Source organism: Acinetobacter sp. NRRL B-65365, from assembly GCF_001605865.1.
Lineage (GTDB): Bacteria > Pseudomonadota > Gammaproteobacteria > Pseudomonadales > Moraxellaceae > Acinetobacter > Acinetobacter vivianii.
The window spans coordinates 1-18122 of record NZ_LRPD01000009.1; the positions used below are offsets into that span (position 1 = coordinate 1).

The 18122-nt window shown below is 38.4% G+C and carries 6 protein-coding genes and 1 pseudogene; 6 read left to right on the forward strand and 1 reads right to left on the reverse strand.

Annotated features, from left to right (window positions below; genetic code table 11):
- The first annotated feature begins 444 nt into the window (after positions 1-444).
- The gene (locus AWW72_RS19770; RefSeq protein WP_171254680.1) at positions 445-10071 is read left to right on the forward strand and encodes a calcium-binding protein; all 9627 of its coding nucleotides are present in this window, start codon (positions 445-447) and stop codon (positions 10069-10071) included.
- Positions 10072-11094: 1023 nt separating this feature from the next.
- A complete protein-coding gene (locus AWW72_RS05740) occupies positions 11095-12018 on the forward strand; it encodes a LysR substrate-binding domain-containing protein (protein WP_062846686.1) in 924 nt (307 codons plus the stop codon).
- A 65-nt stretch (positions 12019-12083) separates the two neighbouring features.
- Here AWW72_RS05740 and AWW72_RS05745 read toward each other — a convergent pair whose 3' ends face one another.
- Positions 12084-13769, reverse strand: coding sequence for a BCCT family transporter (locus tag AWW72_RS05745; RefSeq protein WP_005256444.1), 1686 nt, complete (start codon positions 13767-13769; stop codon positions 12084-12086).
- Between the two features lie 336 nt (positions 13770-14105).
- On the opposite strand from AWW72_RS05745, the gene AWW72_RS05750 reads away from it, so the two are divergent.
- The 4 genes and pseudogenes from AWW72_RS05750 to AWW72_RS05760 all read left to right on the forward strand — a co-directional run bounded on the left by AWW72_RS05750 (position 14106) and on the right by AWW72_RS05760 (position 18111).
- Positions 14106-15296, forward strand: a complete 1191-nt coding sequence (locus AWW72_RS05750; protein WP_062846687.1) for an aromatic ring-hydroxylating oxygenase subunit alpha — start codon at positions 14106-14108, stop codon at positions 15294-15296.
- 1 nt (position 15297) lies between these two features.
- On the forward strand, positions 15298-16728 hold the full coding sequence (locus AWW72_RS05755; protein WP_005256448.1) for an aldehyde dehydrogenase family protein: 1431 nt from the start codon (positions 15298-15300) through the stop codon (positions 16726-16728).
- Between the two features lie 27 nt (positions 16729-16755).
- A pseudogene (locus AWW72_RS19615) lies at positions 16756-16917 on the forward strand (rubredoxin); the annotation flags it as partial.
- Positions 16906-18111, forward strand: coding sequence for an NAD(P)/FAD-dependent oxidoreductase (locus AWW72_RS05760; RefSeq protein ID WP_249409152.1), 1206 nt, complete (start codon positions 16906-16908; stop codon positions 18109-18111). The pseudogene AWW72_RS19615 and the gene AWW72_RS05760, both read left to right, overlap by 12 nt.
- Positions 18112-18122: the final 11 nt, after the last annotated feature.

Consider the following 18122-nt stretch of genomic DNA (forward strand, 5'->3'; position numbering starts at 1 on the left):
ATGTCGATGAAAACAAAGAGGGGTGTCATAAGGTTAAATATATAGAGCTTAATTTTTATGTTTTTAAAAAAATATTTATTTATGATTACATTAATTTAGAAAATAATAGAGGTTGATATGTCAACAGTTGGTAATGTTGTAGATTCCGCGAAGAAAAACTTTGAAGTAAATAGCCAGGCAGAGGGTGGGGATTTATATGCTACAATCAGTGCAGTAAATAATCTTTGGTCGGAATTTAATAATTCAAGTAGCAATCCTAAAGAAACAATAAGATCATTTACTCTTCTAGTGCAAGATGTTTATAGTATTTTTGTCAAAAGTACTAATCATAATATTGTAAATAGTATTGTTAAAGTGGCTAATTTGTCGGATAGATTAATAATTAATGTAAATGATTTTAATGATATTACTAATCCCCTAAGCCAAAAGTACGATAGTGGTTATGTGAAAAAGTCTCTTGTTCTGGATATATTTGCAGATTCAACTGCAATATTTTCAGAGCTTAGTCAGTTTACTAAATTTAGCCCATTAGGCACAGTCGCAAATATTCTTTCAATGTACACAACTGCTATTAGTAATGCAATGAATACTAATCCAGATTGGAATGACAAACAAAAAATACATGAAAATGAAATAGATGACTTTATCTTAGATAGTGCGTCCTTAGTACTTACTAAATGGGCAGATTTAGTTGCACCTTTAGGTGATGTTTTACTGAATATACTACCAGATGGTTTAAATCCTTGGAAGGATAATCCAGTAGATCTTATGGGATCTGATGCAAATGATGTAATTGCTGAAAATATTAATAAAACATATACAATTTTTGCAAATGGAGGAAATGACAATATTACTGGTGGTCGTTTTAATGACTATATAGATGGTGGGTCAGGTAATGATCAATTATATGGAGGTGAAGGCAATGATACTTTAATTGGTGGTATTGGTTCTGATGATCTTATTGGAGGTTCAGGATTAGATAAACTTTATGGTGGGCAAGGTTCAGATAATCTCTATGGTGGTGATGGAGATGATCATCTGTATTTAGCTGGAGAAAAATTTAATGAAATCTCTGCTGATAAAAACACTAATAAAGGTATTGGTGGGGCAGGTAGTGATTATATTGTTGGAACGGATGGAACAGACTATATTTATACAGCTGAAGAACAAAATGCCGCTGTAGATGTTGGGGCAATAAACTACGCTTATGGTCACGGAGGAAGAGATTATATATTTGGTGGAGCTGGGAAAGATTATCTCTATGGGGGGGATGAAAAAGATATTATCCATGGTGGAGAAGACAATGATGTAATAAGCGGAGATGCTGGTGATGATATTTTGTATGGAGAGGAAGGAAATGATTATTTATACGGTGGAAGTATAACAGATAATGACAAATTGTATGGAGGCGCTGGTCAGGATACATTACGTGGTGCTGGTAGATTAGAAGGCGGAACTGATTTTGATATATACAATTCTTATGGAAAAGTAGTTATTAATGATGAAGATGGGCTGGGCATATTAAAATATCATGAGAAAAATTTGCTTGGCGCAAATATGACTTATAAGTCCGAGAACTTAACACCACCACCCACTTTGGATTTCAGTAAAAGTGGCTATGATATTAACGATAAATCTACGGGACGTCTTGTTGAAATTACCAGAACAGAAACTTGGGTTAGATATATTGTTACGGGGGATATTAATTTTAAATATGGTAACTTAACTACAGAGACCTTAGATACAAGAAGTAAAGATGATAGTGACTTGGGTATAAAATTCTATGTCACAGTGTATAAAGATACACCACCCCCGCCACCACCATTTCATCCACCTCACAATCCACCAACCCGATCAGATCCGCTTGTTCTAGATTTAAATCATGATAGTCAAATTAATACAGTTGGTTTGGGAGCAGATGTTTATTTTGATCTGGATGGAAATAATTTTGCGGAGAAAACCTCATGGGTTGCACCACAGGATGGGTTTGTGGTGCTGGACTTAAATAATAATGGAAAAGTTGATAATGGAGGGGAATTATTTGGTACGGACACTCTATTAGCTAATGGTAATAAAGCAGCAGATGGTTTTCAGGCATTAGCACAATATGATGGTAATCTGGATAAAATTATTAATGATCAAGATCAAATTTATCAACAATTAAAAATTTGGAAAGATATAAATCAGGATGGTATTTCACAGGAAGATGAGTTATTTACATTATCTGATTTAGGAATTACTTCAATTTCAGTAAATCAACAGGTAATAGATATAAAAGATGAAAATAATGTCATACATACCAATCAAGCCACATTTACCCAGCAAGTTATAGAAAATGGGGTATTAACCAATAAAATAGGAAAGGCAGAAACCCTATTATTTGAAGTTAGCACATCAAATACTGTATGGCAGGGAACAGTTGGTGAAGAGAGTGGATTAAGTTCAGAAATTTTAGCTTTACCTGACTTTCCTGGATATGGTTCAGTACCATCATTACATGTTGTAATGGCAAATGATACAACAGGCGTCCTCAAAGGCTTAGTTAGTCAATTCGCTTCTACGCCTATAGAAGATCAATTGGAACTAACTCAACAAATTCTACTATATTGGACGAATAATCAGCATATCTCTGCCTCTGAAACCACCTATTTCACAGAAGGAATGAGTAAACAGCAATTTGAAATACTGAAAGCCCTTTGGGGTAAAGAGGCAGAATGGAGTGGTTGGCCACCGCATCATTCAGCAGCCAGAGAGCTGGAAGGGTTTTATCAAAAAGTGCTTGCCAGTGCTTATAGCCAGTTGTTAATTCAAACAACAAAAAAGGATTGGATTGATTTAGTCGTTTTCACAGAAGAAAGACACTATACAGCAAATGATCCTTTTCCTCCGAAAAGTAATGGTGAGTCTAGCCAGAAAAATACATCAATCCCACAGATAAGTGCAACGACTTATAATAGCCAAAAACCTGATGAAATCTATGTTAATCCTTTTGATCTTCGTTCTGCAAAAGTAGATTGGAAGCTTGTGACTACAATTTGGCATGGAGATTTTCAATTAGCAATTGAAAGTCTTACAGCATTATTTTTGCAAAATAATCAATTAGGAAAAATTGAGATTGAACAATTCCATTTAATTGTAAGAGGTTTAGATCCAGATTATGATGTTTTATATAAAGAGTTGCTTGGACAATTCTCTTTAAAAGCACAAGAGATCTCCGATGAAAATTTAAGAGACCTATTATTAGAATCAGTCTATGCCTTAGATGATTTCCTAAGCGGTACAGAGCAAAATGACGTGATTAAGACCTTCGGCGGTAATGATAGTGTTGCAGCTTTAGGCGGGGATGATGTCATTTATGGTGGTAAAGGCGATGACGTTATCTATGGCGGTGCTGGGAATGATCTTTTAGATGGTGGAGCCGATAATGATAAAATTTATGGAGATATCGGTGCTGATAAATTAGTTGGTGGTGCAGGAAATGACTATCTGGATGGCGGTGCTGGTAACGATACCTATATTTTTAGTTTAGGTGATGGTCAGGATACGATTCAAAGTTCTGAAGACAATCCCAATAAACTAGATCGAATCGTTTTCAATGATGGAATTGAGGTAGCGGGTGTTAGCCTTAAACGTCAGGGCAATGACTTGATTATTAAATATTCTGAAAATGATCAGATTACGGTTAAAAATTATTTTGATAGCAATGGGGCCACAGCATCTCGTATAGACCAAATTGTATTTGCAGATGGAACAGTTTGGGATGTGGGCTATATCAAACAGCAAGTGCTGGTTCCTACAGAATCGAATGACACCATTCAGGGTTATAACAGTGCAGACCAATTAAGTGGTCTCGCAGGAAATGACAGTTTGTTTGGTAATGCAGGTAACGATACCTTGATTGGTGGTGCAGGAAATGACTATCTAGATGGCGGTGCTGGTAACGATACCTATATTTTTAGTCTAGGTGATGGTCAAGATACGATTCAAAGTTATGAAAACAATGCCAATAAACTGGACCGTATTGTTTTCAATGATGGAATTGAGGTTGCGGGTGTCAGTCTTAAGCGTCAGGGTGATGACCTGATTGTTAAATATTCTGAAAATGATCAGATTACAGTTAAGAATTATTTTGATAGCAATGGGGCCGCAGCGTCTCGTATAGACCAAATTGTATTTGCAGATGGAACAGTTTGGGATGTGGGCTATATCAAACAGCAAGTGCTAGTTCCTACAGAATCGAATGACACTATTCAGGGTTATAACAGTGCAGACCAATTAAGTGGTCTGGCTGGAAATGATAGTCTGTTTGGTAATGCTGGAAATGATACTTTGATTGGTGGTACTGGTAATGATTATCTAAATGGCGCGACTGGAAATGATACCTATATTTTTAGTTTAGGTGATGGTCAGGATGTTATTGAAAGTTATGAATATAATATAAATAAATTAGATCGTATTATTTTCAGAGAGGGAATAGTTGTTCCTGATGTCAACCTCAAACGTCAGGGCAATGACCTGATTATTAAATATTCTGAAAATGATCAGATTACGGTTAAGAACTATTTTGATAGCAATGGCGCAACAGCATATCGTATTGATCAGATTGTCTTTGCCGATGAGACAGTTTGGGATGTAGAAACAATAAAGATAAAAGTACTTGCAGCTACAGAAAGTAATGATGTAATCAATGGTTATGATAGTTCTGATCAGCTTAATGGTTTAGCCGGAAATGACATCCTGTATGGTAATGCAGGAAATGATACTTTAATAGGTGGGACTGGCAATGATCATCTAGAAGGTGGTACAGGAAATGATACCTATATTTTTGCTCCAAATTTTGGTCATGACATTATCAGCAACTATGACTCAGCTCATAACCGCCAGGATATTATCCAGTTCACAGATGGTTTCACCCAAAGTGATTTCACATTCCGACGCAATAATGATGATTTAGTAATTCGTAGTTTAAATGGCGAAAACAGCGTTACTGTACAGAACTATTTCCAGTTAGATGCTTTAGGTTATTACCGAATTGATAAAATTCATTTCACAGACAATACAACACTTGATGTTGAAACAGTTAAAGCTTTGGTTCTGTTGGGAACAGCGGAATCTGATATTTTAAGAGCCTATACCATAGGTAATACCCTATCAGGTGAGGATGGTGATGATCGGATTCATGGAAATACCGGCCTGGATCAGCTTTATGGTGGAAGTGGTTTAGATAAACTTTATGGTGGAGATGGGAATGACTTCTTGAATGGCGGTACTGATAGTGACTACTTAGATGGTGGCTTAGGAAATGATACCTATATTTTCGCGCGTAACTTCGGTCACGATACTATTTATAACTATGATTCAGCGAAAAATCGCCAGGATATTATTCAGTTCACAGATGGTTTAACCCAAAGTGATTTCACATTCCGACGCAATAATGATGATTTAGTAATTCGTAGTTTAAATGGCGAAAACAGTATTACTGTACAGAACTATTTCGATTCTGATGGATTAGGGAATTACAGAATCGATCAGATCCAATTTTCTGACAACACTAGATTAGATATTGAAACTATTAAGTCACTAGTTCTTTTGGGTACAGCAGAAGCTGATACTTTAACAGCCTATGTTACAGGCGGCTCAATATCAGGTGAAGCTGGTGATGATGTCATTTACGGTAATAGCGGATCGGATCAGCTTTATGGTGGCGAAGGAATAGACAAACTCTATGGTGAGGAAGGTGATGACCGATTAGATGGAGGAACTGGTGATGATCAACTTTATGGGGATCGTGGACATGATATTTTAATCGGTGGAAGTGGGAATGATCAACTTTACGGAGGTCAAGGTAATGATATCCTGAGTGGTGGAACTGGACAGGATACTTTAGTTGGAGATATAGGAGATGATACTTATATCTTTGAGCGTAGTTTTGGCCATGACACTATTTATAACTATGATTCAGCGCAAAATCGCCAGGATATTATTCAGTTCACAGATGGTTTCACCCAAAGTGATTTCACATTCCGACGCAATAATGATGATTTAGTAATTCGTAGTTTAAATGGTGAAAACAGCGTTACTGTACAGAACTATTTCCAGTCAGATGCTTTAGGTTATTACCGAATTGATAAAATTCATTTCTCAGACAATACAACACTTGATGTTGAAGCAGTTAAAGCTTTGGTTCTTTTGGGAACAGCGGAAGCTGATATTTTAAAAGCCTATGCGACAGGCAGCACGATTTCAGGTGAAGCTGGCGATGATGTTATCTACGGTAATGTCGGATCAGACCAAATCTATGGTGGTGAAGGGCTAGATCATCTCTATGGGGGGGATGGCGATGACCACTTGGATGGTGGTGCTGAAGATGACCAACTCTATGCTGGCAATGGCAATGATGTCCTTGTCGGTGGTTCTGGTAACGATCTGTTAGATGCCGGTGAGGGTGCGGATCAGCTTTATGGCGGGACTGGCAATGATGTTCTAAATGGTGGAGAAGGCAATGACCTTCTGGATGGAGGCGATGGTTCCGACCAATTGAATGGTGGTACTGGAGATGACATTCTAGTTGGTGGTACAGGTGGTGATGTACTGATTGGTGGACAAGGAAATGATATTTATCGCTTTGATTTGGGCTGGGGGCAGGATACTCTCCAGTACGAATCCAAAAATCAAACCGATATTGATACGATTGAGTTTATTGATATCAATCCAGGTGACCTAATTGTTAGAAAAGTTGGTCAGGATATGGTGATTGTCCACCGCACTACAGGTGATCAACTCATTGTAGCATCACAATTTAGTGACTACGTTTCAAATAAACCAATCAATAAAGTTCGCTTTGATGATCAAACAGAATGGGATGAGGCTGCACTCAATATTCAGGCAGTTAAGGGAACTGAATTAGACGATATTATTGAGGGAACATCTGATCATGATGTGATTCATGCAGGTGCAGGTGATGACTTTATCTCTGGTCACCCAGTGTATGCCGAAACACCAGAAGCCCAGTATTACGTTTATGGTGGTGAGGGTAATGATAAAATCTATGCTACAGGCTATCTCGATGGTGGTACAGGTGATGATGAAATTGAAGGCACTGGGCATCTACTGGGTGGTGAAGGCAATGACATCCTGAGCGGACAAGGTGTATTGGAAGGTCAGTCAGGGAATGATATTTTAACTGGACAGGGTAAATTGTACGGCGGAGATGGGCAGGATCAGCTAACACTAACAGGTTTGGTAAATGATGAACTTGGCTTACTTTCAGGTGGTGCTGGTGATGATGTCTTAACTATAGATGTCAATCAAATGGATTTTGTGAATGAATATAACCAAGATCAATTTTATCAAGATGCGGACGGCTACCATCGAATTCAAGACACGGAATTAACTGAAGCACAACGAGCTATATATGTAGACGGTGGTCAAGGTAACGATACTATTTATGGCTCATTTGGTGATGAAGTTTATCTGTTCAATCTAGGTGATGGACAAGATACGATTATTGAACGTCCAGCAGGTCAAAACTATACCAATGTCGCCGTCTCATTTGATGTATTACGCTTTGGTCAAAATATCCTAAGCACTGACATTAGCTTACATCGCTATGGCACTGATCTTGTTATCAAGCATAGCAATCAAACGGATCAAATCACCATCCAAAACTACTTTGTGGGTGGACATCATAAGATTAATGAAATTCAGTTTGCTGACTCAACCACTTGGGACAATAGCTATATTGAAAACCATGTCACTTATCATGGTACAACCAATAGTGATGAGGTTTGGGGTTATCGTGATACCCATGAAACCTTTGAAATGGGAGATGGTGATGACAAGGTTTATTCAGGTGTAGGCAATGACGTCATCTATGGTCAAACGGGTAGTGATACCTTATGGGGACAAGCTGGTAATGACACCTTATATGGTGGTACGGGGGCGGATTATCTAGAAGGTAATGAGGGTGATGATATTCTGCAGGGCGATCAGGGTAATGACATTCTCTATGGCGGAGATGGAAATGACATCTTGTATGGTGGTGATGGCGATGACACCCTCCGAGGAGGGGGAGGTCATGATATCCTCAATGGTGGTACAGGCAATGATAAATATTTCTATTACCTTACGGATGGTCAAGAAACCATTGATCAAACAGGTGGTGGAACAGATGTGCTTTGGTTAATGGATCAGGGAATTACCGAAGATCGAATTAAATTCAGCAAAGAAAATAACGATCTGATAGTCACGATTGATAACAATGCCAATCACTCAATCCGAGTCAAGGATCATTTCCTTGGTGGTGAAAAAGCAATTAGCAGTGTACAGCCGAATGGTGGCTATGCCATTACAGCGGCTCAAATTGCAGTCAAGGTCAATGCTTCTTCTGGAGGCTCATCCGATCCAGCTGGTGATACTATTTATCAATATACCTCTGGTGCAATGACGATTACGGAACAATCGGGTAATGATACCGTTCTATTTAAGAATGGTATTACTTTTAGCCAGGTGGGTAATTATCTGACTAAATCAGGTGATGACCTGATCCTGAAAGTGAATGGTAGCAATACCAATAAAGTCACAATCAAGAATTTCTTCAAGGCTGGTCAGTATCTGGTTGAAACCTTGCAGTTTGAAACAGGTGGACAACTGACTGCTGAACAAATCTTTGGTGCATTCGGTCTGACCATTCCATCAGAAACAACCCCAACACCACCAAATCCTGTGGGAGATACCACCTACACCTATAGCTCAGGTGAACTGACCATTACTGAACAGTCGGGCAATGACAAGGTGATCTTCAAAAATGGCATTACTTTTAATCAGGTCGGTAATTATTTGAATAAGTCAGGTGATGATCTCGTCCTCAAAATTAATGGCAGTAATACCAATAAAGTAACAGTGAAAAACTTCTTCCTGGCTGGTAATTATTTGGTTGAGAATTTTGAAATTGAAACAGGTGGTGCATTAAGTGCAGCACAAATCTTTAGTGCGTTTGGTCTAACGTTGCCATCTACAGATGGAGGAAATCAGGGTTCCAGTGAGGTTGCAGGTGACACTGTCTATAATTACACCACAGGTGCTTTAACCATTACAGAACATTCAGGCAATGATAAGGTCATCTTTAAAAATGGTATTACCTTTAATCAGGTGGGAAGTTATTTGACCAAATCAGGCGATGACCTGATTCTGAAAGTGAATGGTAGCAACACCAATAAGGTTACAGTCAAGAACTTCTTCCTGGCTGGTCAGTATCTTGTCGAAACATTCCAGTTTGAAACTGGCGGGCAAATTAGCGCTGAGCAGATTTTTGGGGCATTCGGCATCACCATGCCACAGCAAAGTGCGCCAGCAAACACACCACCTGAAAATACGGATTTAGATGCCTTTAACACCACCTATAACTATAGTTCAGGTGCCATGGTCATTGATGAAAAGTTGGGTACAGATCAGGTGGTTTTTGGCAATGGAATTACCTTTAGCCAGGTGGGTAACTATTTAACTAAATCGGGTGATGACCTGATCCTTAAGGTGAATGGCAGCAATAGCAATAAGGTTACAGTAAAAGACTTCTTCCTTGGTGGTGCACATGAGGTCGAATCTTTCAATTTCGAAACAGGTGGCAGTATTTCCTCACAGCAGATTTATCAAGTGTTTGGTGTGGAGCGTCCTGTCAATGCTGAGGACGAAGTTACCAGTATTGTAATGGGGGATTCAGGTGACAATGTCTTGAGTAGTGATGCGGCGGTGAGTGAATTATTCATCTTAAATGAGGGCAATGATATTCTTGAATTGTTGCTAAATGCTTCAGGTGAAACCGCTGTGGATTATGTAAGTGATTTTAATGTGGCAGAAGATCAGATTGATTTGTCTCAAATATTAGATAGTCAAGCAACTAACACCAATCTTTCTGACTATATCGAGATTATTTATGATGCTAGTGCAAAAACTAATACATTGAGTGTCCGTAATCCGCCAGCTGAAATTTCGAAAGATCTTCTAATATTTACTAACCAAGCTGAGTCATTGTCGATAGCAGATTTAACGCTGAATCAGGCAATTATTTATTAATATTTAAACAGTTGTAGGGTAGTTAGCTGCCTTACAACTATTGGTTTACATAATAATTATGAACTTAATTTAAAGAAAGGAACTCATCTACACTATTTTTTTCAAGGTAAATTCTTTTATATCTACCATTTGAGTTTACTTTGGGGAACATCAGCCTGCCCAAAGCAACTATGCTCAGTTCTACAATAAAGACTTAATTTTATGAGATGAAATCATTTTGCAGGAGCTAAGTAGCTCAGCCCAGCAGATTGATACATATCAAGGCAGAGGAGAGGATTAAAAACGTAAGCTAATGTATATCAAAACAAGAATATGACAATGCTAGTTTTAAAATACGATTGATATTGTTGAGGAGCTCAATATGGATGAGACAAGATCAGAGCAATAATCAGCATCGGGATATTGGGTCAAGATTGGGTAAATTTGAATTTCATGAAAATAAAAAACAAATAAAACAGTAGGTTATTGATCAAGTTTAACTGACGCCATCTCCACCAAAATTCTCTATAAATCAGCCACTTATTCTAAGTGGCTTTTTTATTGGATGGGATTTTGATAGGTGCATCAAGTTAGCTAGTCGTGAATAGGGGAGTTTTTGCTTCCTATTTTTCAATTGAATTATTTTTGACAAAAATAAATAATCATTCAATCAGATATAAAGGAAAATCAAAGTACAACATATGTTTCATCCCATGATCGAACAGAGCAAATCAAAAGAGTTTTAACCGTAGATGGTAGATCATGTTGCATGGCAGGATTATGGCAATCTGTACTCAAATCTTAGTGAATTAATAAAAAAACAAATATAATTTTCTATCTGATATGAGAAAAAATCATAGGTTTAATACTTTTTCTCACTTTTTATTAATTTATATTTATGACACTTTATTAACAATAAATAGCTTAATCGTAAATTGGGCTAGATGTACTTGCGCTGAGGAAGCATTTCAAAAAATTAAATAATTCTAGGAAATATGTGGTTTTTACTACGTTGAAGATGTAACGGACAAACTAGGAGTGTCCATGAAGATTAGGCCATTACCACCAATGAACAGCTTAATTGTATTCGAGGCAGCTGCACGCCACCTCAGTTTTACAAAAGCTGCAGATGAATTAAATGTTACTCAAGGAGCAATTAGTCGCCAAATCAGACACCTTGAAGAGTATTTAGGTAAAGAGTTATTTATTCGTGCAAATCGTAATATTTCACTAACGCCTACAGGTCTACAGTATTATCAGACGATTTATAGTGCGTTGCTGGACGTGTCTCAAGCTACAGCTGAGATAAAAAAATGGCAAGGTGAGCATCAGGTTACGGTTGTCACAACCAATGCAATGGCTGCACTCTGGCTTTTACCTAAAGTAGCTACTTTTCAGCAGAATGAGGGAGTTGATTTAAGAATTTTAACCACTGAAAATATTCTTGATTTGCATAAAATGGATTGTGATTTAGCATTATTTTATAGCAAGGCACCTCCCGCAAATATGAAGGTAACTCCATTATTTCCTGAAGAAGTATTTCCTGTGTGTAGTCCTCATTATTTGGCACAATTCCAAGGAGAGATTACGCCTGACAAGATTTTTGGCAAAAGCCTACTTTCTTTAGATGAATCACAAAAAGATTGGATTAACTGGGCAGAATGGTTTGCTTTAGTGGGTTATCCAATGTTTAAACCCAAAAATAGAGTGAATATAAATAATTATCCTTTATTAATCCAAGCCGCTATAAATGGTCAAGGTATAGCTCTAGCCTGGGGATCTTTAGTAGATGATTACTTGAAGAGTGGAGCTTTAGTTCGCCCTGTAGAAACTGTACTTCGCACTCAGGCAAATTTTTGTATGTTAGAGCCAACAGACAGAGGTGTGATTCCTTCAAGTGTAAAACAGTTCCGTAATTGGTTACTAGAGCAATTACCAGGTCAAGTCGGGCAGAAAGGTTTAGGGTGATTATTAGTGTTGGAAATTTAAAAATGGGGGATCTTTTTAAGATTCCCCATTTTTTTCACCAAAATTTATTTTTCTATAATAAGTTCTGTTTTAACTTCTACTAATTTCTCTGGCTCTTTACAAAAGTCAGGACGAACATGTGTTGGTAACATTTCCCAAGCCTGAGGCTCTCTTCTTAATGTTTTAATTAAGGAAATAGCCATGATAATAAGTAAGATAGCAATGGGAAATCCAGCAATGATAGAAGCCGTTTGTATTGCTTTTAGCCCACCAGCAATAATTAATCCTCCGCCAATTAATGGAATAATGATGCTCCAAATTAAACGAATACTGATCGATGGATTGGTAGAACCGTTTGCATCAAGGAAGCAAAGTACTAATGTTCCTGAATTGACTAATGTAATGATATGAATTGCAAGCAGAAGACATAACAATGCACTTAAGAACACTTGAGTATCTTTATCGGGAGAGAGATGATCAAAGAAAACAAATACAGCACGAGTAGGATCTTCTTTTGTTGCTTCGGAAATTGAAACTTGGTGAGGAGTAGTTTTTTCAATATTAGCTATATTTGAATGATTGTTTATAACTAATTCATGGGTTGATTTTGCATTTTGAGCATCTTTTTCAATTTTAAGAGCAGCCCCACCAAAGGCAGCAATCCAGATAAATGTTAATAATGTTGGAGCAACTAAAGTTCCACAAATTAACTCTCGTATAGTACGACCTCTAGAGATACGAGCAATAAACATTCCTACAAATGGTGCCCAAGTCATCCACCAAGGCCAGTAATAAGCAGTCCACCAATTTTGCCAACCTGAATCTTTTTGAGCATCACTCCATAAGCTCATACCTACGATATTTTGTAAATAATCACCTAAACCCTCAAAGAAAGTATTAAAGATATAGCGCGTAGCACCAATAAAAATAAGCATGAATACGAGGAAATAAGAAATAATCATATTTCCCTCCGCAATGACTTTAAATCCTTTACTAATTGCTGACATTAAAGAAATGGTAGCAATTGTACAAAGCAAGACAACCATTACTAATTGAATTTTTAAATCGATACTGACGCCAAAGGCATGATTCAAACCTGTATTAAGCTCTAGGATACCCATACTTAGAGATTGAGAAACTCCAAATGCCGTAATTACAATAGTTAAAATATCTACTGTATGCCCAATAGGACCATATATACGGTTCCCTATTAATGGGTATAAGATTGAACGCATTGCAAAAGGTAAATCTTTACGATAAGCGAAATAACCTAGAGCAACCGCTGCCAGACAGAAAAGCGCCCAAGGATGAAGTCCCCAATGGAAAAAGGTTAATTGCATTGCCATACTAGCTGCTTCATCTGTATACCCTTGAGTAAACGGATTACTTGCATAATGAGTAATTGGCTCTGCTACAGACCAAAATAATAATCCAACTCCCATCCCACATGAAAAAAGCATAGAAATCCATGCAATATTACTATATTCAGGCTTCTCATCATCTTTACCTAAACGTATATGACCATAACGGCTCATACATAAATAAACTAAAAAAGCTAACAATGACGTTGCTAATAATAATAAAAACCACTTGGCATTTTGCAATAACGCTGTAGAGATAAGCTGGAAATATTCACCAGCTTGTTTTTCTCTAAAGATACAAAAACTAATAAAAACAAATAGTAATAATTTTGCGCCGATTGAAACGGTAGGATTTAGTCCTGACAGGAATCCTGATGTAGTATTACGCATAACTCCTCCTTGGATGCGCTCAGAAACGAACTGCCTGTTCGTCGCTGTAAATGCGAATAATAAAAGAGTAGTGATGTGTGCCTAGAAAGCTCAACTGATTTATTCTCACTAATCAGTGAGTTTTTATCATGCACAACTATTTTTTATAAAAGTTCTAATCGCCTAAAAGTCATATTTATCTAGCATGATAAAAACTCATAGATACCTAGCTAAAAAGTAGTTTGTCACTTTTCATCACGTTTTACACAATCTTTATTAAGCAGCACTGGGTGCTAACGAATAGTTAATGCCAACGCAGGGAGCACTGCGTTATTCAAAATAAATGGAGATTGCCAGATGAATAGTCGAGTAAGCCAGCAACTAATTACAGTTCAGCAAGTAGACAATGTTTTAAATCCAATTACTGAATCAAATGGTATGCCTAATTTAGCATATACCAGTAACGAATATTTTAATTTTGAACGAGACAATATTTTAAGTAAAACTTGGGTTTGTGTAGGTTTTGCTTCTGATTTACCTAAAAAGAGCTATGTGAAACCTGTTAATTTCATGGGTATGCCTCTTGTAATGATGCGTAATCGGGAAGGGGAAATTCAAGTTTTCCATAACGTTTGTAGCCATCGTGGTATGATTTTGGTGCAACAAGAAGGCACGATTGAAGGTGTAATTCGTTGCCAATACCATTCTTGGAGTTACGACTTAAACGGTAACTTAAAAGGTACTCCACATGTTGGTGGCATTAACCAGCATAAAGATGAACGCTTTAAATGTGAAAAACATGGTTTAAAAGCACTCCGTTCTGCGATCTGGATGGATATGGTCTTCGTAAATATTTCTGGTGATGCACCAGCTTTCGAAGATCATATTGCGCCATTAGTGGAGCGTTGGAAGCCTTTCCTCGGTGAAAACGGTTTAGAGCTTATTCGCAGTAGCAAAATAGGCTCAACTTTTGAGTTACCTGTAAAAAGTAACTGGAAACTTACAGTTGAAAATTACTGCGAAGCTTATCACTTACCTTGGGTACACCCAGCGCTAAATACCTATTCAAAACTTGAAGATCATTACAACATTATGTTCGAAGATCGCTTCGCTGGTCAGGGTAGTTATAAATATAACTTGTCAGCTACAGCGGGCACACATTTGCCAAAATTCCCAAGCTGGCCAGAAGACCAATTGCGTCATGCGGAATATGTCGCTGTTTTCCCGAACGTATTATTAGGAATTCAAGCTGATCATGCATTTGCAATGATGATTGACCCAATTGCTCCAGAGCAAACCATTGAAAAATTACGTTTGTATTACGTGAGTGATGAATCATTAGATCCTAAATATGATGCATGTCGTGAAGCAACTCTAGAATCATGGAAAGTTGTATTTGCTGAAGATGTATTTGCGGTTGAAACCATGCAAAAAGGCCGTCATTCACCTGGTTTTGGCGGAGGCGTTTTCTCTCCTGAAATGGATTTGCCAACACACTTCTTCCAAAAATGGTTAGCAAGCCAAGCTAAAAAAGCATTGGAGGCTTAATATGCAACATTACCTCAACTATGTTGATGGCCAATGGCGAGATGCTTCTCGCCAATTGGAAATTATCAACCCAGCAACAGATACAGTTTTTGCAACAGTAGCTCGTGCAAGTATTGAAGATGCTGATGCTGCAATGGCTGCAGCTAGACGTTGTGTGAATAGTGGTGCATTAACTGATGTACGCCCTGCACAACGTACAACTTGGATGTTAAAAGCAGCAGAAGCGATTCGTGAAATTGCTGACGAAGGCGCATTACTTCTTTGCCGTGAAAACGGTAAAAATGTTGATACGGCACGTGAAGAATTCGATGAAGCAGCGCGCTATTTCGAATACTACGCGGGTATGGCAGATAAAATTGAAGGAATCTCAGTACCTCTAGGTAAAGATTATGTAGATTTCACTTCATATATTCCAATGGGTGTATCGGTTCAAATCGTACCGTGGAACTTCCCTGTATCAATTTGCGCTCGCTCGCTTGCACCTGCTTTAGCAGCTGGCAATGCGGTCGTAATTAAGTCACCTGAAGTTTCTCCTTTAGGAATGGTTTTACTCATTAAAGCAATTGAGAAAGCTGGTTTTCCACAAGGTGCAGTAAATTTACTGTGTGGTAAAGGGTCAGAAGTTGGAACCCATCTGGTTAAACACCAAGATACGAACCAGATTGTATTTACTGGCTCTGTACCAACAGGCCAACGCATTTTGAAAGATGCGGCTGAACGCGCGACACCTTCTGTAATGGAGTTAGGTGGTAAGTCTGCTGCAATCGCTTTTGCAGATGTTGATTTAGAGCAGTTACTACGTAGCGTTAAAGTTGGAATTTTTTATAACTCAGGGCAAGTCTGCTCAGCAATGTCTCGGTTATTAGTACATCGTAGTCGTTATGAAGAAGTTAAGGCTGCTGTCGTTAATCTGGCAGAAAGCCTGACGGTGGGTATTGGCGAAAATAATGCGGAACTTACACCTGTTGTCTCTAAAGATCAGCAGCAACAAATTCTTGCCATGATTGATAAAGCGCGTGAAGAAGGTGCAAAAGTTCTAACGGGCGGTAAAGCAGCAGATCTAGAAGGTTACTTCGTCCTGCCAACGATTATTGAAGCAAAAGATGGCATGTCGATTGCTCAAGAAGAAGTTTTTGGTCCTGTCATGGTGATCATGCCTTTTGATGATGAAGACCAAGCAGTTGCAATCGCAAATGGTACGGACTTTGGCCTTGTAGCTGGTGTATTTGGTGAAAATCTGAATCAGACACTTCGAGTAGCAAATCGTCTTATTGCAGGCCAAGTATTTGTTAATGAATGGTTTGCTGGCGGAATCGAAACACCATTTGGTGGTGTGGGCTTATCTGGTTTTGGTCGCGAAAAAGGGCAGGAAGCCATCTACAGTTATGTTCAAACTCGCAATATCGGTATTCGTTTGAAGCATAGCGTGTAATTTGTAAGAAATAAGGAAATAGACAAGATGAGAAAGTGGTTATGTATTGTCTGTGGCTGGATCTATGATGAAGCTAAAGGCTGGCCTGATGATGGGATAGCACCAGGAACGAAATGGGAAGATATCCCTGATGACTGGATGTGTCCAGAGTGTCAAGTGGGTAAAGCTGATTTTGAAATGCTCGATATCACAGATGTTGAAGAGGACGAAATTCCTCAAGTGGCAGCAGCTGCAGTGATTGAACCCGTTGTGATTATTGGTAGCGGCCATGCCGGCTATCAAGTGGCTTCAACTTTACGTGCACAATCTCCAGACTTGTCTATTACTGTATTTACTGCCGATGATGGTGCCTTATATAGCAAACCGTCTTTATCTAATGCTTTAGCATTAGGTAAAGACGGTGAAAGTTTAGTCCGTGAGACCGCTCTTAGTTGGGAACAACGCTTAAATATTCGTGTTTATCCACATACAAAAGTGACTCATATTGATCGGGCTAATAAAAAGCTTCAAACCACAATTGGTGATTATCCTTACGGTAGACTTGTACTGGCTACAGGCGCAACGCCAGTTATCATTCCTATTGATGGTGATTCTACGGCAACATTAAGCGTAAATGATCTAGCGGATTATCGCCGTTTCCGTCAGCAATTATCAGATAAACAACACGTCACAATTCTTGGGGATGGTCTCATTGGTTGTGAGTTCGCTAATGATTTAGCTGCACATGGCGTCAAAGTTACAGTTGTTGGGCTAGGTAAATGGGCGATGGAACGTCTTATTCCAGAACCTTTAGGACATGCTCTACAAAATGCGCTAAGTGAGTTAGGCGTAGAGTGGAAATTACAAAATAGTATCCGTTCTATTCAATCTGCAGATGGGCGTTACCAATTAACTCTCCAAGATGGTCAATCCGTTGAAACTGACTTGGTATTAAGTGCAGTCGGTTTAAGACCAAATATTGCACTTGCTCAAGCCGCTGGTCTAGAAACAGCACGCGGAATTTGTACGGGATTAGATCACCGTAGTAGTGATCCAGCAATTTTTGCTTTAGGTGATTGTGCAGAAGTGAACGGTCAGTGGGCACCTTATATCAATCCAATCACGCAAGCATTACCAGCTTTAGTGAATAACCTTTTAGGTCAGTCAACTGCTGCGGATTTGAAATCAACACCAGTTTTAGTAAAAACTCCAATTTTGCCGTTATCAGTCTTACCTGCAATGGGGACAGGTGAGTGGAGAGTGGAACAACATGATGGCGAGTTAGCTGCGGGTTTCTACAATGAACAAGGCAAGTTAACAGGCTTCGCGTTACTCGGACGTCAATTACAACATCATCGTACTGAGTGGCTTGAAAAACTAGATTCGTGTTCATCCACAGTTTAAGTTAAAGGAAT